Genomic DNA, 20,278 nt, shown 5'->3' with positions numbered 1-20,278 from the left:
CCGTCAGGAGTAAAAGCGATTACGATGCTGACATTAGGTTGATACGGCTCAGGAGTCAAAGTGCATTTTGCTGGTGACACGGAATCGGCGCTCGTCTTCGCCGCGTCGTTGGTCAACACGGCCCGCGGCGGGGCCGAACTGCTTCCGGATCAAGAGGAGCTGACACGGTTTCTCGACGCGGATCGCTGGACCGGCAGGCGGGACGGCACACCGGAGGAATTGACGGCGGTTCGTGCGCTGCGTCCACGACTGCGAAAGTTCTGGGAAGCCGCGGGAGTGGACGACGCCGTCGAGGTGGTGAACACACTGCTACTCGAATCGGGCGCGAGGCCGCGGCTCACCAGGCACGATGATCTCGGCTGGCACCTGCACGTCACCGCTGACGATTCGCCACTGGTGGACCGGATGGCCGCAGAAGCGGCGATGGGTGTGCTCGATCTGATCCGAACCGACGAATTCTCGAGGTTGCGATGGTGCGAGTCCCCGGACTGCGAAGCGGTCTTCGTGGATTTGTCGCGCAATCGTTCGAAGCGATACTGCGACACCGGGAACTGTGGGAACAGGGCGCACGTCGCCGCCTATCGTGCCCGTAAATCCGGGGCGTGACCAAGCGGCGTTCGGAGGGATAGAACCAGGCTGAGTGAATACCTTGTCGGGAGCCAGGATCGGTCTAGCGTTGTGAATTCGGAACAGATTTCGCGAAGCCAGGAGGATGGTCGGTGGCCGATCGTAGGCGTCCACTCAAGACGGTGACCGGTGTCAGCGGGGCGGTGAGTATCTACGACGCCGCGATCGATCCGACGACTTCGACGGTCGCGTCCGCGATCGACGTCGCAAAGACGGCCGAGGCGAACAAGATCGACGGACTGTTTGCCGCCGACCTGCTGAGTTTCGGTGCTCAGGGCGCGATCGGTGCGCAGGAGCCGTTGATCTTCCTTGCCGCGCTGAGTGCGGTCACCACCCATGTGGGGCTCATCGCCACCGTCACGACGACGTTTCATCACCCATTCAACCTGGCACGGTTGTTCGGCACCCTGGACCACGTCAGCAATGGTCGAGCCGCATGGAATGCCGTCACATCCTCACTCGGAGAAGAGAACTACAGCGACCTGGACCTACCGAGTCCGGAGGAGCGGTACGCTCGAGCGGCCGAATCGCTCGAGGTGGTCAGCGCGCTCTTCGACAGCTGGAAGCCCGGCGCCTTGATCCAGGCAGAGGGCTCTGCGGTGCTAGATCCGTCGAGGGTGGTCCCCATCGAGCACCGAGGCAAGTACTTCACCGTGCAGGGGCCGTTGAACATTCCATCCCTGCCGCAGCGTCGTCCGGTCCAATTCCAGGCAGGCCAATCTGCCGGAGGTATCGAACTGGGTGCTCGCTTCGCCGAGGTCGTATTCACTTCTCTCGCAACCTTCGAGGACGCGGTCACCTACACGAAGACGATCCGCGCCAGGGCGGCAGAGTTGGGGCGTGGGGACGAACTGCCACTGATTTTCAGCTCGTTCCACGCAACGTACGGCGCTACCGAAGCCGAAGTCGAACGATTGGTCAGAGAAGCCGAGGAATCGACGGACTTCGACGCCGGACGCACCAGGCTTGCCGACATGTTCGGCGGCGGCGTGGATTTCTCGGAATTGCCGCTGGATCGGCCGATCCCGGAGTCGTTGTTGCCGGACCCGTCGTCGGTGAATCGACGACGGGGCCGGGTCGAGATCTTCGGCAAGCTCGCATCACAAGGAAAGACTCTGCGTGAGTTGATCATCGCGTCCAAGGACACCGGCCACTGGGCAGCGGCGGGCACCCCGGAACAGCTCGCGGACGCGATCGAGGAACGATACGACGCGGGCGTACTCGACGTCATCACGCTCGGTGACCTTGCCGATCCGCGTACACGCGATTTCGTCACGAACGGGCTGCTGCCGGAGCTGCGCAAGCGCGGAATCGTGGGATCCGACTACGTCGGCGGTACCTTTCGCGAAAACCTCGAGTTGCCACCGCTGCCACCGGTTTCCGGTGTCTAGTTGTTGGAAGCGAGTGAGCGCATGAAGAACATGAGGTTGGCCGGTCTTTCCGCCAGGCGACGCATGAAGTAGCCGTACCACTGGCTGCCGTAGGGAACGTAGACCCGCAGGTGATTGCCTTCGGCTACCAATCTGCGTTGTTCGCCGTCGCGGATGCCGAAGAGCATCTGGAACTCGAAATCCTCGGCTGTCCGCTCGGTCAGTGTGGCGAGTCCGAGGGCGGCGTCGATCATGGTGGGATCGTGGGAGGCCACCATCGGGTATCCGTCACCTTCCATCAAGACCTTCAGGCAACGCACGTACGACGCGTCGACTTCGGCGGCCTTTTGGAACGCGACGCCGGCCGGTTCCTTGTATGCACCCTTGCACAGCCGAATTCGTGAACCTGATCCGGAGAAGTCCCGGCAGTCGGCCTCGGTGCGGTGTAGATACGCCTGCAGGACCGTGCCGAGCGTCGGGAAGTCGCGGCGCAACTCTTCGACGATGGACAGTGTCGAGTCGGTGGTGGTGTGATCCTCCGCATCGACGGTGACCCACGCGCCCACTTCGTCTGCCGCTGTGACGATTCGGTGAGCGTTCGCCAGGGCGATCTTCTCGCCGTCACCGGGAAGTGACTGCCCCAACGCGGAGAGCTTGAGCGAAACCTCCAGGGAGTGTTGCGTCCCGGCAATCTCGGAAAGCGTTGCGTACGAGCGGAGAAGGGAGAGATAGGCATCGACGGTAGCTGTTGCCTGAGCCGGATCGGTGGTGTCCTCGCCGAGGTAGTCGACCGTCACGAACCGGCCACTGGTGAGGATGTCGCGCACCGCTGACATCGCTGCGGGTTCCGCGTCCCCGGCGACGAACCTGTCTACAAGCTTGCGGGTCAAGGTCATCCCGGAGACTGTCTTCTCCAGTCGCGACGAGCGTGCCGCCGCGAGGAGCACCGGGCGCAGTGGGTTGCTCAGCGAGACGGCACTCATCAACGGTTCTCGCTCTCGGCTGGATCGACGTCCTGGTGGGGGTAACGATGATCGGTGGGAGGAACGAAGGTTTCCTTGACGGTGCGTGTCGACGCCCAACGGAGCAGATTCTGCGGCGAACCGGCCTTGTCGTTGGTACCGGAAGCCCGCGCACCTCCGAAGGGTTGTTGTCCGACAACCGCTCCCGTCGGCTTGTCGTTGACGTAGAAGTTTCCGGCGGCGAACCGCAGACCACGATGAGCTTGATCGACGGCCGCACGGTCGGTGGCGATCACGGCGCCGGTCAGGGCGTAAGCGGATCCGCTGTCGACGCGCGCGAGGATGTCGGCGTAGGCATTCGGTGCGGAGTCGTCGTAGACGTGAAGCGAAAGGATGGGACCGAAATACTCGGTGCTGAAGGCTTCGTCGCTCGGGTCGTCACCGAGTAGGACCGTCGGTGAGATGAAGAATCCTTCGCGGTCGTCGTAGTCGCCGCCTGCTGCGATGGTGAGGCTGCTGGTCGACTTGGCGCGGACGATCGCGGCGGCGTTTCGGTCGAACGAACGTTGGTCGATGACGGCGCCGCCGAAGTTCGTCAGGTCGGTGACGTCTCCGTACTTCAGCGACGACACAGTGTCGATGAACGTGTCGCCCATCTTGGCCCACACCGACTTCGGGATGAACGCCCGTGATGCGGCCGAACATTTCTGGCCCTGGTAGTCGAAGGCCCCGCGAATCAATGCCGTCGTGAGTACGTCCGGGTCAGCGGAACTGTGTGCGAGTACAAAATCTTTGCCGCCGGTTTCGCCGACGAGACGCGGATACGTCCGGTAGTTCGAGATGTTGGCTCCGACCTCACGCCACAAACGCTGGAACGTTGCGGTGGATCCGGTGAAGTGGATACCCGCCAGTCGGGGGTCGGCAAGCGCGACCTCGGACACCAAGGGGCCGTCGCCGAGAACAAGATTGATCACCCCAGGCGGGAGGCCGGCGGCTTCGAGTAGTTGCATCGTCAGGTACGCCGCGACGGCCTGCGTCGGTGACGGCTTCCAGATCACGGTGTTGCCCATCAGGGCCGGTGCGGTGGGGAGATTTCCGGCGATGGCGGTGAAATTGAAGGGAGTGATCGCGTAGACAAAACCTTCGAGTGGACGATATTCGACGCGATTCCACACTCCCGGAGCGGAAACGGGTTGGTCGGCGAGTATCTTACGTGCGAACGCGACGTTGAAACGCCAGAAGTCGATCAGTTCGCAGGGCGCGTCGATCTCGGCCTGGTATGCGGTCTTCGACTGGCCGAGCATTGTTGCGGCGGCGATGGTTTCGCGCCACGGGCCGGAAAGTAGATCGGCGGCGCGGAGGAAGACCGCAGCGCGGTCGTCGAACGAGAGGTCGCGCCAGGCCGGGGCGGCGAGTGTAGCGGCGTCGATGGCATCACGAACGTCCGAGTGGGTTGCGCCCGCAAACGATCCGATGACCGAACTGTGACGGTGTGGTTGAACTACGTTCTGTCGCTTACCTTCCGCAGTTCGGTGGATGCCGCCGATGACCTGCCTGATGTCGGTCGGCGATTCGGCCAGTTCGGTCAGTTTCGTACGGAGGCGCGATCGTTCCGGGCTTCCCGGCGCGTAATTGTTCACCGGTTCGTTGGCTGGGTGGGGGACATTGGTAACGGCGTCCATGACGATCCTTCGGCAGACTCAGGAGTGGGCAGTTGTCGTGTCGTGAACCAGTCAAGTCGAAAGACGTCGGCGAGTAATCCGCTGAGCGGCCAAACATCGGTGTCCGTGTTTGTCCGATCGGCTGAACCGTTTTCGCAGGAAAATGCACTATTCTCGAAGTTGAGGCGTTGCGACGGTCCGGAGAGTGGGTGGTACGTGTCTATCCGTGGGGTCAGGCTCGACGCGGTCCTTCGGGCGCTGGGCGGAGCTTTTGTCGAGCTCGTCCTCGCGCCGTCAGGTGATGACGTCTTCGTCGACTCCGTGGTGTTCGCAGAGGTCGGGGACCTCACACGCCCCAGAACCGCGGCCGTCGAATCCTCTGAGCTCTGGCTCGCTGTCGGTATCGGCGCAGCCGAATTGGCGGCCTGGCTGAACCGCCTCGATCAGAAGGGATCAGCGCCTCGGGCCGTCATGTCGAAGGAGGCCTCGGACACGTCGGTGCGTGCGGCGGCACAGCGCGCCGGAATCGCCTTGATAGCGGTCCATCCGGATGCTCGTTGGGATCGATTGTTCACGACCATCCGGGGCGTGCTCGATCATTCGGTGTCCCGACAGGATTCGGACGACATCGTATTCGGTAGTGACACAGACTTGTTCGAGCTGGCGCAGAACGTCGCCGCAATCACGCGGGGGATGGTCAGCATCGAGGACGAGCATTCCCACGTCTTGGCCTATTCGGCATCGGGAGATGCTGCGGACGAGCTACGTCGGCAATCAATCCTCGGCCGCGAAGGACCTCGCGAATACCTCCGAAAGCTACAGGAGTGGGGCGTCTTCGAGAGCCTGCGGCGAAGTGACGACGTAGTGGAGGTGCCCGCTCACGACGACCTTGCGATCAGGCGACGGTTGGTGGTTCCGATTCGGAGAATATCCGACAATGTCAAGGGGGAGAGCGGTTTCAGCTCTGATCTTCTCGGCACGATCTGGGTGCAGGAAGGCCCGGTTCCCATTGCCGGCGATGCCGACAGCGTGCTCCGCGGTGCCGCGGCCGTTGCTGCTCGGCTGATTTCGCGCATCCGAGACGCGCCGAGTAACGAGGCGATACAGATTCAGCGGTTGCTCGGGGTTCGCGGCGGCGGTGTCGACGTTCCTTCGCTCGCGGCCTCGTTGACCATCCCGATGTCCGGACCGGCGATGGTGGTCGGAGTGGCGAGTATCGGAAACGGTGGGCTGCCGTCTTCGGGCGAACTCGTGTCGTCTTTGCGACTGCACGCCAGCGCCTTTCAGCGTGAATCGCTGGTGAGTACCGTCGGCACCCGGATCTATGTGCTGTTTCCGCGAACCCAATCCGTGAAATCCACAGTCTCGTGGACCCGCGAAGTTGTCGCGCGTTTGGACAAGGTGTCGCCTTCGGGGCTACGGGCCGCGGTCTCGTCGCCGGTTTCGACGCTTGCGGAGGTGGCCCAGGCTCGGGCCGAAGTGGATCGGGTCTTGGACGGAACGTCGGGGGATGTTCGTGTGACCACCCTCGCGGACTCGCGCACACCGGTGCTGCTGGGCGAAATCATGGACACCATTGCGGCCGACGAGCAACTGCACGATCCGAGAGTCGACGCCCTGGACGTCTACGACAGACGCAACGGGTCGAACATGCGCGAAAGCATCTCCGTTTACCTCGCACATTCGGGCGATGTCCGACGTGCATCCGAGCAGCTTCGGATTCACCCGAACACCCTCAGGTATCGGATCAAGAGGGTCGAGGAGATCACGGATACCGACCTCTCCGAGCCGTCGGCCAGGCTGTTGATGGAGATTCAGTTGGCGGCGTCTGCTCGGGCAGTGAGTTCGCCGAACCTGTCGGACCCCAGCAGTACTCTTCGCGAATGATCGACTCAGCGAAGGTGCCAGGCGCAGCGCGCGCGTATTTCGACGGCGGCGACGTCCGCGGCGTTTTCACCGAAGACGCAGTGGTTCGTGACGACGGCCGGACGTATGTCGGGATCGAAGAAATCGTGGCGTGGAAGTCGGCCGTGTCGACGGCGTTCACCTTCACCCAGAAGATCGAGTCGGTCAACACCCCAGGCTCGGCCGTTGTCGTGTCGGTGAAGGTCGAGGGTGATTTTCCCGGAAGCCCCGTCCAGTTACATCACCATTTCACTCTCGACGGTGATCGGATTTCCGCTCTCACGGTGTGCCCCTGATGCCCACCGCTGACGAACTGCTCGGGAAATCCGTCGTCGCCGATCTGGCAGGCTGTCTAGAGCGAGCCTCCGGTCACACACGCCTCGCCCTCGTTCGGGGTAGTACATCCGAATTCGACGGTATGAGTCTCGGCGAACGTACGCGCGTTGTGCGGGACGCGATGACTGCCGAACTGCCTCAGGATCTTCCGGCCTTCGCCGAGATCATCCGCCGTGCGCTTTCAGAAGAGACCTTCACCGGTTGGATGATCTGGCCGGTGACCGAAGCCGTCGCCGTCACGGCGACACGAAGTGGCTCCGAGTCGGATTTCGACGAGGGAATGGCTCTGCTTGCCGAGTTGACGTCGCGTCTGACGGCCGAATTCGCAATTCGCTCATTTCTCGAAACGAACCTTGACCGTTCGCTGGCGATCGCACTCACCTGGACCGGCCATGAAGACGAACACGTCCGGCGCTTGGCGACCGAAGGCACTCGTACTCGTTTGCCCTGGGGAAGACGAGTGAAAGAATTGACGGCGCGTCCCGAGTCGACAATCGTCATTCTCGACGAGCTGTATCGGGATGATTCGGAATATGTACGACGTTCGGTCGCAAACCATCTCAACGATCTCAGTCGTGCTGACGCTGCGCTCGCAGTATCGACTGCGAAGCGTTGGCTGCAGACACCGGATTCCAACACACTGAAAATCGTCAAACATGCATTGCGGACGTTGATCAAGGCCGGCGATCCAGATGCTCTGTCCCTCTTGGGGTTCTCGCCGCCCACCGACGTCGTGCTCGAGGGGTTCGTCATCGACCGCGAAACAGTTCATGCGGGTGGAGAACTCACCTTCGACTTCGCCGTCACGAACAACGGCAGCGAGTCCGTCACCGTCGTGATCGATTACATCGTCCACCACGTGAAGGCCAACGGGACCACGACGCCCAAGGTCTTCAAACTGACAACACGAACGCTGGAACCCGGGGTGCCGGCCCGTATCGCGAAGAGGCATTCCTTCAAACCGATCAGCACCCGGAAGTACTACGCCGGCGAACATGCCGTCGAGGTGCAGATCAACGGCGTACGCCAGGTGCGAGGTGTATTCCGTTTGGACGTGTGAGGAGATCCGGCCTAGACGCGGAGACCGGCAAATATCGGGATCGGGGCTATGCGGACCGTCGTCCAGATCAACACGAGTGTCAAGATCACAGCCGGTGACCAGCGCAACTGATGCCAGAGCATGACGGGTCTTCCACGGGTGCGGGCGGTCGTCCACGAGACGTACGTGAACGCCAGTGCAAGCAGCATCACGAGGCCAAAGGCATTGAAACGCATCGCTGCACCGAAATCGCCGTGGATGAGGCTGTACACCATCCGAGTGCTACCGCAACCGGGACAATTGACGTTGAACAGCGCTTTGGTCGGACAAACGGGAATGACCCCACCAGGTGTGGTGGGGTCACTCCAGGAGATGAAGGCGCACAGCGCAATTGCCGTGAACGCAACTGCCGCTGGCGCCTTCAGTGCGGCGAGTCGTGATATGTCATCGTTCTCGGTGTCACCACAATTCGGTGTCATTGCAGTTCGGTGTTTGGCCGTCGATCAGTGTCGCCGGTCGGCGTCGGCGGTCACAGGGAACTCGATCCGGCAAGGACGACGACAAAAAGGAAGTACAGAACAGCGACGGCAACACCTGCGCCGACTGACCACAAGGCGAACTTCTTGGCATCGTCAGCTGATTTTCGCGCAGCGTCGAACTGACCTTGCGCCCACAAAGTGTTGACCTGGCTTGATTTGACGATCGAGACGATGCCGAGCGGGAGGCAGCAGAACACTGTCACGAGAATCGCCCAGACCAGATTGTTGTCCGGCGGAGGGCCGACCGGTTGTTGCTGGCCGTAGTACGGGTTCTGCGTCATTGGTCACCTAGCGTTCGGAGAAACAGGGCGTTCGGAGAAACACCCTCTGACGTGCGAAGAGCACGGGCAGGTGACAACATAATCCGTTTCCGAGTGAGTCAGTATCGACTGTTCGTATGACAGAGAATCCGGTTGATTTCTGATTCGGAAGGCGATCCCGAAGACGTCAGCGCATGACCTGTACCTGCTCGGCGATGTCAGCGGCCAGGGCCATCGCAGTCAGAGCGAGGCCGTTGTTGAGGTCGTATCGCAGATGCCCGACATGGCCGTCCTGGACAGCGCGGACTCGTTTCCACGTGGGCGACTCGGCTTCCACAGCGTCGGGGTTCTGTAGCAAGACGAAGTCGGCCTGGTCGAAGATCGCAAGCTCCTCGAGGCTGTAGAAAGTCGAATCCTTCCGATCAGGTGCGGCATGGGCAGCGTCGGTCAAGACGTTCAAGCCGAGGTCCTGCGCAACCGAGACGGCGAACGTGTTGTTCTGCAGCCAGATCTGACCGCTGTCTGCGCCGGCGATCGCAATCGACTTGCCTTCGAGGAGACCACCGATCTTGGCCCGCGCTTGCGCAAGTTCGGCGTTGTATCGGGCGATGACGCGTTCGGCGACTTCGCGGCGATCGAGAGCCGTGAGCTGCGCGGTCATGGCCTGCTTCCACGACGAGCCCGTCGTGCCCTCGTCGACGACGAGCACCGGTGCGATGTCAGTGCCGAGCAGGCCCTTGTCCTGGTAGTAATTCCACCAGCCTTTCCCGACGACCAAAAGATCGGGGTCGTGGCTCAGTATCGATTCGGCATTCGGTTCGTTGTTCGTCCCACCGAGGCGAGCCGCGCCGGCGGGTACCTGGCGCATGAGTTGAGACTTAGGATCCCAATTGGTCGCGACGATCGGGTACTCGGCAAGTAGTGCAAAATCGAGGGCGCCTCGAGCTTCGAGCACCACGACGCGCTTGGGGTCCCGCGGGAGGCGGTAGGCCTGGTCCGCGACGACGATGTCGACCCACTCGTCGGAGGCTTCGGTGCCGCTGGATTCGCCCGAACATGCAGAGAGTGCGCCTAGTGTACCGAGCGCCGCCGCACCGGCCAGGAATCCGCGTCGTGTCAAGGAATCGATCAGACGGGTGAACTCGCCGTCCACATCTCTTGTCGACTGCAAGGGGGTATCGGTCGCAAAAGGGGACACCGTCGGGTGGAAGGTTTCGGTCGATTCGATCACAGGCATGAGAAGGCGCAGCTCCATCTGATGTTCCGGGCATTGGCAGGTGCCTGACCAACGTATTCGAATTCCGTAGCCGGAGCCTTGCTCGAAAGCGCCAATCGCTCAGCGGATTTGGCCATTCGTCACGGATTCGTGCCACGGGACGCTCCCCTCGGATTCGGCTCGTCGTGGAGGGGCGCGCCCATCTGATCCGAACTCGAGGTATCGTGGCCGACATGCAGCGCGTCTATTTCTGGTTTAGCAGGCCGGCCCCGGGTGGGCCTGCCGGCGTAACCACGCGCTGACAACCTCCACCCAAGAGCCGGACTACAGACCGGCTCGCTGGAGTTTCTCTTCATCTCTGGGGTCGGCCTGAGAACAGGAAACCGAAAACCCCATGACTGTCACCATCGACACCACCACAGCTTCGGACAGCCTCGACGATCAGCGCACTGTGAGTATCAGTCCGCTCGTGTCACCGGCGACTGTTCGTGCTCAGCACGCTCCGGACGAGGTCGCCGCCGCCACTGTGCGCACCGGTCGGGCCGACACCATCAACATCCTCAACGGTGACGACGATCGTTTGATCGTCGTAGTCGGTCCGTGCTCTGTGCACGATCCGGAAGCGGCGATGGACTACGCCCGCCGGTTGGCCGCCAAGGCCGACGAACTGCGGGACGATCTGCACATCGTCATGCGCGTCTACTTCGAAAAGCCGCGCACCACACTCGGGTGGAAGGGCCTGCTCAACGATCCCCACCTCGACGGCACGTTCGACATCAACACCGGGCTCGGTATCGGCCGCAAGTTGCTTCTCGACGTGTCGAGCCTGGGCCTGCCTGTCGGCTGCGAGTTCCTTGATCCGATCATGCCTCAGTACATTGCCGACCTGGTCAGCTACGGTGCGATCGGCGCCCGGACCGCCGCCAGTCAGGTTCACCGTCAGCTGTGCAGCGCGCTGTCCATGCCCGTCGGTATCAAGAACTCCACCGAAGGTGATGTGCAGGTAGCCGTCGACGGCACCCGCGCCGCGGCAGCGAGCCACGTGTTCCCCGGAACGGACCTCGACGGCCAGGCTGCCTTGATCCGTACCGCGGGCAACCCCGACTGCCATGTCATTCTTCGTGGCGGTAGCGACGGACCGAACTACGATGCCGAGACAGTCGCGGACACCCTTGCCCGCCTGCGTAAGTCGAACCTGCCCGAGCGCGTGGTCATCGACGCGAGCCACGGTAACAGCAGCAAGGACCATGAGCGTCAGGTCATCGTGCTCGACGACATTGCCCGACGTCTGACCGAGGGCGAGCAGGGAATCGCCGGCGTCATGTTGGAGAGTTTCATCGAGGCCGGCCGTCAGGACCTGACCTTGGGCAAGGCGGACGAGCTCACCTACGGCCAGTCGATCACCGACGCGTGCATCGACTGGTCCACCACCGCAGCGCAGTTGGATCGTCTGGCGCAGGCCGTTGCGGCTCGGAGGGGCTGACGCCCCCGTGCGCCTTTTTGGTAGCGCCAACTACCAAAAAGGCGCACAGGGCCGCTAGGCCAACACTTCTCGCGTGGCCTCGACCAGGCGCTCCAGCCAGGCGTCGGTGCCGACGGCGCGGCGCAGTGGCTCGTTGGGCAGTTCGATGCTGACCGGCAGTCCGGCAGGCAAAGTCGACCAGATGTCGGCCAGGGCTATGCCGCCGGTGCCGGGCACCAGACGCTCCTCGCGGGCCTGACGGATCAGCTCTGCGTCCCCAGTGGGAGCGGGGGTCGAACCGTCGCACATCTGGGCGTAGTGCAACCACTCGCGAGGGATGGACGCAAGATCCTCGAGCGTTGTCGCCGAGCGGTCGGTGTGCAATGCGTCGACCAGGACACTACGAGCCGGACCGTCTGCCGCCGAGACGATCTCGATGGCCGCACGTGCATCGGGCACCGCAGTCCACGGCATGAACTCGAGGGAAGCGACGATGCCGTAGTTCGCGCACAGTTCCGCGAGGCGTGCATAGGAGTCCGTGAGCCGAGCGCGGTCGCGGTCGTCGCCGCCCACCAGAACGGCTTTGGCTCCGAGCTGTGCGCCCGCTTCGAGCAACGGAACGTAGTCGGTGGGGTCGAAGTCGGCTGCAAGACGGATGATTTCGAGGTCGAGTACCTCGACCGGTGAATCGCCCAGTCGACGCACCAGCTCGTCCAACGACTGCTTGTCCTCGTGCAGAGGGTAGGCCGTCGTACCTGGTGCCGCTGGCATCAGACGGATACCGATGGTGTCGAAGCCGTGCTTTTCAGCCAAGGCGACGTGCTGCATCGGTGCGGTGTCGAGCACTGTGAGGGCTGCCAGTCCAAGTGAGAGTGTCATGCGTGCGCTCCAACTGTCTCGGCTCCGGCCAGTTCCCGGCCGGCCAGGTAACCGAATGTCATGGCCGGTCCGAGGTTGATGCCCCCGGACGGGTAGTGCCCGCCCATCACGCTCGCCTGATCGACGCCGACGGCGAGCAACCCCTCGATGGGGCGGTCGTTGTCGTCGAGCACATGCGACGACGAGTCCGTGACCAGTCCGGCGAAGGTGCCGAAACTCCCTGGCACGACTTTCACCGCGTAGTACGGACCCTTCTGCAAGGGCGCGAGCGACGGGTTCGGCCACGGATTGGAAGCATCTCCGGAACCTCGGTTGAACGGTGTTGTACCGCGACCGAACTCGGGGTCTTCACCGGCCACGGCCCCGATATTGAAAGCTGCGACGGTTTTCTCCAACTGCACGGGGTCGACGCCGATCTTCTCGGCCAAGTCCCGAAGAGTGCGCCCACGCGTGAGGTACCCCGAGCGCAGGTACGGCTGGATCGGGATCGGCAAGGGCTTCGCCATGCCCAGCGGGAGGTATCGCACATACTGTTGATCGGCAATCAACCACGAGCACACCTCTTCGCCCTCGGGAACCTGCTGGACCATCACGAGTGTGTAGTCGTGATAGCCGAGTGCTTCGTTGACAAACCGCTTGCCGTTCGCGAGAACTCCGATGACACCGGGCTTTCCGCGATCGAGGATGTGCGGGAACACACCTTCCTTGCCGTTGCGGTAGCGAACGATGGAGACGGGGCAGTACGCGACGGGGGAGGCGAGGGTGCGGTCGAGTCGGCCGCCCACGGATTCGCCGAGGGTGATGCCGTCGCCGGTGGTTGTCTTCGGGGTGAGCGACCAGTGCTCGTTGCCGGTGGGGGTGCGCGGGAACAGTTCGCGTCGTCGGTCGATGTCCTGGGCGAAGCCGCCGGTGGCGAGTACGACACCACGTCGGGCAGTTACCGAGTACGCGCCGTCCGGACTTTCGAGGCGGACGCCGACAACGCGGCCGTCGTCATCGGTCTGCAACGCGGTCGCGGACGTCTTCACCCGAAACTCGACGCCCAGATCGAGTGCCGAGCGCAGCATCATGCCGACAAGCGCGGTGCCGTTGACGAGTTGCTGGCCACGACGCTTGGTGGCGAGATCGAACATGTGCTTTGTCACCCGAACACCACAGTGCACAAATGCTTTCGGCGATCGAGTCGAGTGCAGGAATGCCTGCAGGTCGGGCCCGGCCATGATGCCCATGCCGAGGAATGACGTCTCGTACAACTGTCGACGTAGCAGCGCCGCGACGTCGGGTCCGAGCTTTCGCAAGCTCACCGGTTTCGGTCCGACGGAACGATGACCCGTGCCGGCTCCCGGTGTGTCACCGTGAATATCGGCGATCTTGGCTCCGGGAACAAACTTCAGCGCTGTCTTGCGTTCGAAGAACTCGACCATCTCCGGTGCACCGTCGAGAAGAGCATCAACCTTGGCGGCGTCGAAGTTGTCGCCGAGTCGGTTTTCCAGATACGTCCGCGGTGCCGAGCGATCCTCGACAACCCCGTCGGCGATGGCAAACATGTTGCGTGGGGTCCACATCCACCCGCCCGACCAGGCCGTTGCGCCGCCGCAGGTGTCGGCCTTCTCGACAACGAGTACCGACGCGCCGCCATGTGCTGCGGCAATTGCTGTGGAAAGCCCGCCTGCGCCGGAGCCCACGACAACCACGTCGTAGGTGAGGGGGGTACTGCTACTCATTTCTGCTCCTTGGCAGTTGTTGCGAGGGTCGGTGTCGATGTCAGCTCGACAACCTTGCCCGTTCGTGACGATTCGTAGATTGCGGCGATGATGGCAAGTGATGCGCGGGCGTCCCGGCCGGTGACGGCGGGTTCACGCCCGGTCAGGACCGCGTCGGCGAAGTCCTGAACCTGCAGGGTGTGGAAGTCGGTCAGTGCCGCATTGACCGCGCCCACATCGAGATTCGCATCGATGTCCGCGGAGTACGGCGACCGGAACTCCACTTCGCCTGGCACCGTCCAGATTTCGTTGACACCCTCGTGCCCTTCAGGAAATTCGAGGACGCTGGCAATGGCGCCGGTGCGCCCGATCACCGTCACGCGGTTACCCAGATTGTGATTGGCACCGGTAGTCGCGGTGACGGTGGCGGTGCCGCCCGAGGCAAAGGAGATCACAGCTGACGCGCTGTCTTCGGTCTCGATGTGCGCACCGTGGGTGTGGGTGCGGATGAAGCCGCTGACCGAGACGGCCTCGCCCATGAACCAGGCCAGCATGTCGATCTGGTGCACGGCCTGTGTCATGAGCACGCCACCGCCGTCGGTGTCCCAGCGTCCACGCCAGGCGTCGGCCGCGTAGTAACTCGACGGGCGATGCAGGATCACCGACGCCTCACCGAGCATGGGTAGTCCGATCCGCCCGTCGTCGATGGCGTCGCGGATCCGACGTGCTGCCGGCCAGAATCGGCGTTGGAAGAGCACCCCGAACGTGATACCGGCGCGGTCGGCGGCCTCGATCATGCGGTCGGCGGCAGCAACATCGACTGCGATGGGCTTCTCGCACAAAACATGTACACCCGCTTCGGCAGCGGCCACGACTACCTCTTCATGTACCGGGTGCGGCGTGCGAACGGTGCAGGCGTCGAGTCCGAGGGCGAGAAGTTGCTCCACTGAACTCACGGCTGCGGGAATGCCGTGCGCTGCCGCGAACTCCTGGGCGCGTCCGAGATCGGGATCGCAGCAGCCGATCACCTCGACACCGGGGACTTGTTGCAGCGCGCGGGCATGGTTGCCGGCGATCTTGCCGCAGCCGACGATTCCGACTTTCAACGTCATCAGAAATGTTCCTCTGCTTCGACGTCCCGCGCGGCAGACTCGCCGCGGTCGAGACTGTTCAGTGCTTCGATGTCCTCGCTGGTGAGGGTGACGTCGAGTGCTGCCAGGTTCTCGGCCTGACGCGTCGGGTTCGCTGATCGCGCGACCGGAACCACACCCTGCGCGACGTGCCAAGCGAGGACCACTTGAGCTGGTGTGCAACCGATTCGACCGGCGATCTCGCTCACAACGGCGTTGTCGAGCACGTCACCCCGGCCGAGCGGACTCCACGACTGAGTGAAGATGCCAAGTTCGTCGTTTGCGCGGCGAACCGGGATCCGAGCGAGCGACGGGTCCATCTGAATCTGGTTGACTGCCGGTGCCTCGCCGGTTTCGGCGACGACGCGGCGCAGGTGGAGCTCCAGGAAGTTCGACACACCCACGTACCGAACCAGTCCGGCGTCGCGGCAGGCCAGCATCGACTCGAACGACGCGACATAGCGATCGATTCGCGGGAGTGGCCAGTGGATCAGGAACAGATCCAGCTGGTCGAGTCCCAGTAGTTCCAGACTCTGCTCGAGGGCGCCCCGAATGTCGCCGGAAACCTGGTCGTTGCCACGAAGTTTGGTGGTGACGAACAGTTCTTCTCGCGGCACACCTGATTCCGCCAGCGCCACACCGACTGCGCCCTCGTTGCCGTAGATCGCGGCGGTGTCGATGAGGCGGTACCCGGCCTCGATGCCGGAGAGAACCGAGTTCGTGGCGTCGGCACCGACCAGGGGCCAGGTTCCGAGTCCAATGGGCGGCAATGCAGTTGCCACGGGTGTGGCTGCCTGTGTGGTCATGCGTGAACCTCCTGACGTGCCGCAGCGGCGGCGGTGATCGCGACGGCAACGTCGGCTGCGGTCACGAGTGCGGCATGGATGGACCCGCCGTCACCGCTCGCGTCGCCGACGGTATGTACTCCGAGTCGTGGTGCCAGTGAACGGAGTTCGGCAAGAAGTTCCGAACGCGGCTCGACGCCTTGCGAGATCAGCAGTTCGCCGGGAGCATCGACCTCGCTCAGCACACCGGCCGTCGAAATCGTGACGCGGTCAGCGGCGACTGTGGTGACGATCGAGCTGAGGTAGGTCGTGAGGTTCTCACTTGCGGCCAGGCGCGGCAGCAGCACGATCTTTCCGCGGCGTCCGACGTCGTGCGCGATGGTTTCCTGCGGGCCGATCATCACGACCTGGGTGCCCTTCTGAAGGAGATCGTCGGCGACGGCCGCAGCCTCACGGTCGGCGCCGAAGATGGTGACAGCGGCAGGAGCTGGATCGCCGGAGACGAGGAATTCGCGGACGTCGCGAACGGTACGGGTTGCTGCTCCGGGGAGATCGACCACGGGGCCGACGCCGCCGGCGGCAAGAACTATGGCGTCGAAATCGACACCGGAGAGCAAAGCAGCATCTACCCGGGTCGAGGTGTGGCAGTGGACCCCGAGTTCAGCCAGTTCCGCGGCGTACCAGTCCACGATCCGTCCATATTCGGGATACTCGTGAAGCTTCGATGCCAGAGCGAAGTCGCCACCGAGGCTGGGTCGCTCGTCGTACAGGTCGACGCGGTGACCGGCAAGTGCGAGGTCGCGGGCAGCGGCCATTCCCGACGGCCCGGCACCGATGACGGCGACCCGCACGGTGGCATCAGCCGGCTTGGTAGGCTGATCCAATTCGCGGCCGACCCACGGGTTGACGGAGCAGGGAATGGGGCCGGCGGCCAGGCTGTCGATGCAGTAGTTGCAGGCAATGCAAGGGCGGTACCGGCCACCGTCGATGGCGCGATTCGGGAAGTCCGGATCTGCGTGCAGCGTACGAGCCATGCTGACGAAGTTCGCCTGCCCGGATTCGATGATCCGCGCAGCGATCTCCGGCGACGTGATGCGTCCGGCCACTCCCACCGGGATGTCGAAGTCGCGCTGGTACTGCTCGGAGTACGGCGCGAGGAGACCGCGCGACCATTCACCGGGCTGGATGATCCACTGTCCCGCTTCGTAGTTGCCGGCCGAGACGTCGAGGAAATCGAGTCGGTCGGTGTCGATGGCGCCGATGCGAGCGCGAGTCATCTCGGCGTCGAGTCCGCCGTCGATGCCTTCGAAGGCTGAGAATCGGAGTCCCAGAGTGATTCCCGGTGCGTGCTCGTGGACGGAGGCGATGACCTTGTTGACGAACAAGGTGGGGTCGGCCCACTCGTCGTCGCGGTGATTGTAAGCAGGGGAGAGGAACTGGTGGATCAGATACCCGTGGCCACCGTGCAGGGAGATGACGTCGACGCCGGCCTGCTGGCAGCGTGCCGCGGCTTCACCGAAACATTCGATGATGTGCTCGATGTCGTCGCCGTCGAGTTGTTCTGGCATCTCGCCGCCGACAACCAAACACGGAATCGGTGTCGGGGCAACGGGAACAAACCCGCTGACAGAACCTTGCGCCGTACGTCCACCGTGGTTGAGTTCGACTCCGACGAGGGCGCCGTGAGCGTGGATCGCGTCGGCCATCTTCTTGATGCCGGGAATCCGTTCGTCGACGTCGACGCCCATCTGCCGGATGCGACCCTTGCCGTCGGCGCGCACGTAGCTTGCTTCGGTGAAGATCAGTGCAGCACCACCTTCGGCGCGGCGAGCGAGGTACGCGATGTACTCGTCCGTCATAGTGCCGTCGACTTCGCAGTAGTTGCGTTCCATCGGGGCGGACACGAACCGGTTCCGGAGGCGGACGCTGCCCATGTCGAGAGGTTCGGCGAACGGCGCAGTCACATTCATCAGTGCTCCTGGTACTTCGCGAGAAAGTAGGTGTTCGGTTGTGCTCATGCGCATGCCGTCTCGGAGAGCAGCTCGCTCAGATGGCTGCGCATGCGATCCGTATCGGCTTCGACACCAGTCAGGAGTGTGAAGGTGTCAGAGGCTTGAGCCACCAGCATCTGCCCACCGTCGAGAACTGCGCATCCGAGAGTAGCTGCAGCGTCGAGCAATTCGGTGCGCATCGGTCGATAAACGATGTCAGCGACCCACAATCCGGAATGCAACGCCGCAGGGTCGAAGGGAGTTCCGGGGTGACCCACCATGCCGATCGGAGATGCGTTGACGACGCCGTCGCACGTCGTCAGGTTGACGGCGATCTCATCGATCGCCAAAGCCGTTGTGCGCGTGCCAGGGAAGGCCGAGGCGACGCGAGAACACACATCGGCAGCGCGAGCGGGATCAATATCTGCGATGCGAAGATCCGTGGTGCCGGCGGCGGCGAGTGCGTATGCCACAGCGGAACCCGCCCCTCCTGCCCCGGCAAGCACCACTCGGTCCAAGGCGGCGTCGGGCAAACCGCGCTGCAGTGCTGTGAGGAATCCGCTGTGGTCGGTGTTGTGGCCGATCAAACGGCCGTTGTCGACCACAACCGTATTGACGGCACCGAGCAACCGCGCGTTGTCGGACAGCTCGTCGAGCGCGTCCACGACAACCTGCTTGCACGGGTGGGTGATGTTCAGTCCGGTGAAATCGCCCGCGACGGCGCCACGCACCACCTCACCGGTTTTCTCGACCGAGATGTTCAGGTTCTCGAGATCTACCAGTTCGTAGCTGTAATCGTCGAGTCCCAGTGCTGCTGCTTCGTGTGCGTGCAACGCGGGCGAGAGTGAGGTGGCGATACCCGACCCGACAAGGCCGATACGGTGACGTGTGTATTCGGTGGTCATGACATTCTCCTGCATAAGTGGGGACGGCCCCTCGCGGCAATTCAGCGCGAGGGGCCGGTCCGGTCAAGCGTTGTTGCTGGTGAGCTCTGAGTCCTGCTTGATCGGCAGGCTCGGCTTCGGTTGGCCCAGTTCTGCTGTGGGCGTGCGGTACGTTTCCGGTCCGGTCATTGCCGCGATGGCGGAGACGACGGCGAAGCCCAGGCACATCCAGGCAACCGGTGTCCAGTTGCTCTTGTCTCCGGCTGAAATCGCCTGAGCGATAGCCGGTGTGAAGCCGGCAACAAGGAGTCCGAGCATGAGGCTGACGGCCATTCCGGTGTATCGGACCTTCGCGGGGAACTGCTCCGGGAAGTACGCCGGGTACGTGCCGTTGGGCATGGCGTAGAAGATGCCGATCATGACGATTCCCGAAGCGAAGACCATGGGGACGCTTTGGGTTCCGATCGAATGGAAGAAGACGAAGATCATCAGGCCGGCTCCGATCGCGCCGACGACGAAGATGGGCTTGCGTCCGTAGCGATCCGAGAGGATGCCGAACAGCGGCTGAGTCAGTACGGCAACAAAATTGGCGGTCGCGATTGCCCACAGCATCGTGGAGCGCTCGAAGCCGGATTCGACGGCGTACGCCAGGGCGAAGACGTTGACGATGGTGTTGATCATCGCGAAGGTCGAGCTCATGCTGATACGGATCACGGTGCGCCAGTGCGAGCGGAACATCTCGACGACGGGAATTCCGGCCGTCTCGTCCTGTTCCTTGAGTTCCTCGAATACCTCCGGCTCATCCAGGGCGCGACGTAGCCACAGCGCGACGACGGTCACGATGATGCTGAGCCAGAAGGGAACTCGCCAACCCCACGAGTAGAGGTCTTCGTCGGGCAGGCTCGCCACTGGGATGAATACCAGGCTGGAGACGACGATGCCGAACATGATCCCGCTCATGGTGAACGAGGTGAAGAACGAACGACGGTGATCAGGTGCGTGTTCGAGCGTCAGTGCCGAAGAGCCGGGTGATTCACCGCCCGCAGAGAGCCCTTGAAGAAGGCGAAGCAAGACGAGAATGATCGGCGCGGCGATGCCGATCTGGTCGTAGGTCGGCAGGCAACCGACGATGACCGTCGCAACACCCATGAGGAGCAGGCAGGCGAGAAGCGCGTTCTTGCGTCCGTACCGATCGCCGAGGTGTCCCCAAAGCACCGCGCCGAGCGGGCGGGCGACGTAGGCGACACCTAAGGTGCTGATCGAGAGCAGGGTTGCCGTTGATCCGCCGCCGGGGAAGAAGATCTTGGGGAACACCAGCGCGGCCGCGGAGCCGTAGATGAAGAAGTCGTAGTACTCGAGGGTGCTGCCGAGGAAGCCCGAAACGGCGGCGCGGCGCGCGTTCGCATTCGGATGTTCCTCGGTCGCGTTCGTGGATCCGGTGGAGGTGATCGGAGGTGCCATGTGAAGTCCTTTCGTCCCGATGGGCCGGCCGTGGCGGCACGTTTGGAGATGCACCACGCATCGGTGAC

18 protein-coding genes are annotated in these 20,278 nt (G+C 63.1%); 6 read left to right on the top strand and 12 right to left on the bottom strand.

Translation table 11 applies throughout. The features are described from left to right. Window positions 1-60: 60 nt before the first annotated feature. Entirely contained in the window at window positions 61-606 is a 546-nt protein-coding gene (locus KTR60_RS22465) for a CGNR zinc finger domain-containing protein (protein WP_065351313.1), read from the top strand. 113 nt (window positions 607-719) lie between these two features. Next, window positions 720-2,018, top strand: a complete 1,299-nt coding sequence (locus KTR60_RS22460; RefSeq protein WP_065351312.1) for an NtaA/DmoA family FMN-dependent monooxygenase — start codon at window positions 720-722, stop codon at window positions 2,016-2,018. Here KTR60_RS22460 and KTR60_RS22455 read toward each other — a convergent pair. Together KTR60_RS22455 and pruA are read right to left on the bottom strand one after the other, a co-directional pair. Continuing rightward, complete coding sequence (locus KTR60_RS22455) at window positions 2,015-2,980, bottom strand: proline dehydrogenase family protein (protein ID WP_065351311.1); 966 nt, start codon at window positions 2,978-2,980, stop codon at window positions 2,015-2,017. The genes KTR60_RS22460 and KTR60_RS22455 overlap by 4 nt on opposite strands. Beyond that, window positions 2,980-4,641: an L-glutamate gamma-semialdehyde dehydrogenase gene (pruA, locus tag KTR60_RS22450; RefSeq protein ID WP_228401275.1), complete on the bottom strand. Its 1,662-nt coding sequence runs from the start codon at window positions 4,639-4,641 to the stop codon at window positions 2,980-2,982. Before pruA ends, KTR60_RS22455 begins: the two co-directional genes overlap by 1 nt. Window positions 4,642-4,836: 195 nt before the next feature. Between pruA and KTR60_RS22445 the strand changes: the two genes are divergently transcribed. From KTR60_RS22445 to KTR60_RS22435, 3 genes are read left to right on the top strand one after another with little or no spacing between them, the layout of a single operon-like run. Continuing rightward, window positions 4,837-6,507 carry a PucR family transcriptional regulator gene (locus tag KTR60_RS22445; protein WP_065351309.1) on the top strand — a complete coding sequence of 557 codons (1,671 nt, stop codon included), beginning with the start codon at window positions 4,837-4,839 and terminating at the stop codon, window positions 6,505-6,507. Further along, the gene (locus KTR60_RS22440; protein ID WP_007733586.1) at window positions 6,504-6,821 is read left to right on the top strand and encodes a nuclear transport factor 2 family protein; all 318 of its coding nucleotides are present in this window, start codon (window positions 6,504-6,506) and stop codon (window positions 6,819-6,821) included. The genes KTR60_RS22445 and KTR60_RS22440 overlap by 4 nt, the downstream gene beginning before the upstream one ends. Beyond that, window positions 6,821-7,921: a DNA alkylation repair protein gene (locus KTR60_RS22435; RefSeq protein ID WP_065351308.1), complete on the top strand. Its 1,101-nt coding sequence runs from the start codon at window positions 6,821-6,823 to the stop codon at window positions 7,919-7,921. The genes KTR60_RS22440 and KTR60_RS22435 overlap by 1 nt, the downstream gene beginning before the upstream one ends. A gap of 11 nt (window positions 7,922-7,932) precedes the next feature. On the opposite strand, the gene KTR60_RS22430 is transcribed toward KTR60_RS22435, so the two are convergent. The 3 genes from KTR60_RS22430 to KTR60_RS22420 form a co-directional block, all read right to left on the bottom strand. Further along, window positions 7,933-8,379: a DUF2752 domain-containing protein gene (locus tag KTR60_RS22430; RefSeq protein WP_047270995.1), complete on the bottom strand. Its 447-nt coding sequence runs from the start codon at window positions 8,377-8,379 to the stop codon at window positions 7,933-7,935. A 50-nt stretch (window positions 8,380-8,429) separates the two neighbouring features. After that, window positions 8,430-8,720 (bottom strand): CD225/dispanin family protein, encoded by a 291-nt coding sequence (locus KTR60_RS22425; protein WP_003940575.1) that lies wholly within the window; start codon window positions 8,718-8,720, stop codon window positions 8,430-8,432. Window positions 8,721-8,886: 166 nt separating this feature from the next. Then, complete coding sequence (locus tag KTR60_RS22420; RefSeq protein WP_065352758.1) at window positions 8,887-9,936, bottom strand: ABC transporter substrate-binding protein; 1,050 nt, start codon at window positions 9,934-9,936, stop codon at window positions 8,887-8,889. A gap of 373 nt (window positions 9,937-10,309) precedes the next feature. Here KTR60_RS22420 and KTR60_RS22415 point away from each other — a divergent pair, with 373 nt between their 5' ends. After that, window positions 10,310-11,398, top strand: a complete 1,089-nt coding sequence (locus KTR60_RS22415; protein ID WP_030535319.1) for a 3-deoxy-7-phosphoheptulonate synthase — start codon at window positions 10,310-10,312, stop codon at window positions 11,396-11,398. A gap of 54 nt (window positions 11,399-11,452) precedes the next feature. Here the strand turns inward: KTR60_RS22415 and KTR60_RS22410 are convergent, their stop codons facing one another. The 7 genes from KTR60_RS22410 to KTR60_RS22380 all read right to left on the bottom strand — a co-directional run bounded on the left by KTR60_RS22410 (window position 11,453) and on the right by KTR60_RS22380 (window position 20,210). Continuing rightward, on the bottom strand, window positions 11,453-12,256 hold the full coding sequence (locus tag KTR60_RS22410) for a sugar phosphate isomerase/epimerase family protein (protein WP_228401274.1): 804 nt from the start codon (window positions 12,254-12,256) through the stop codon (window positions 11,453-11,455). After that, window positions 12,253-13,980 carry an FAD-dependent oxidoreductase gene (locus tag KTR60_RS22405; RefSeq protein WP_228401273.1) on the bottom strand — a complete coding sequence of 576 codons (1,728 nt, stop codon included), beginning with the start codon at window positions 13,978-13,980 and terminating at the stop codon, window positions 12,253-12,255. Before KTR60_RS22405 ends, KTR60_RS22410 begins: the two co-directional genes overlap by 4 nt. Continuing rightward, complete coding sequence (locus KTR60_RS22400) at window positions 13,977-15,071, bottom strand: Gfo/Idh/MocA family protein (protein ID WP_228401272.1); 1,095 nt, start codon at window positions 15,069-15,071, stop codon at window positions 13,977-13,979. The genes KTR60_RS22405 and KTR60_RS22400 overlap by 4 nt, the downstream gene beginning before the upstream one ends. Then, on the bottom strand, window positions 15,071-15,895 hold the full coding sequence (locus tag KTR60_RS22395) for an aldo/keto reductase (protein WP_042921744.1): 825 nt from the start codon (window positions 15,893-15,895) through the stop codon (window positions 15,071-15,073). Before KTR60_RS22395 ends, KTR60_RS22400 begins: the two co-directional genes overlap by 1 nt. Next, complete coding sequence (locus KTR60_RS22390; RefSeq protein ID WP_042451270.1) at window positions 15,892-17,844, bottom strand: FAD-dependent oxidoreductase; 1,953 nt, start codon at window positions 17,842-17,844, stop codon at window positions 15,892-15,894. Before KTR60_RS22390 ends, KTR60_RS22395 begins: the two co-directional genes overlap by 4 nt. Before the next feature lie 44 nt (window positions 17,845-17,888). After that, window positions 17,889-18,770, bottom strand: a complete 882-nt coding sequence (locus tag KTR60_RS22385; RefSeq protein ID WP_211920790.1) for a shikimate dehydrogenase — start codon at window positions 18,768-18,770, stop codon at window positions 17,889-17,891. Window positions 18,771-18,833: 63 nt separating this feature from the next. Then, on the bottom strand, window positions 18,834-20,210 hold the full coding sequence (locus KTR60_RS22380; protein WP_125051858.1) for an MFS transporter: 1,377 nt from the start codon (window positions 20,208-20,210) through the stop codon (window positions 18,834-18,836). Between the last annotated feature and the right edge of the window lie 68 nt (window positions 20,211-20,278).

It is taken from the genome of Rhodococcus sp. C1 (assembly GCF_020809065.1).
GTDB lineage: Bacteria > Actinomycetota > Actinomycetes > Mycobacteriales > Mycobacteriaceae > Rhodococcus_F > Rhodococcus_F qingshengii.
The sequence above is the reverse complement of the archived record's forward strand: the minus strand, read 5'-3'. Positions and strand labels throughout refer to the sequence as shown.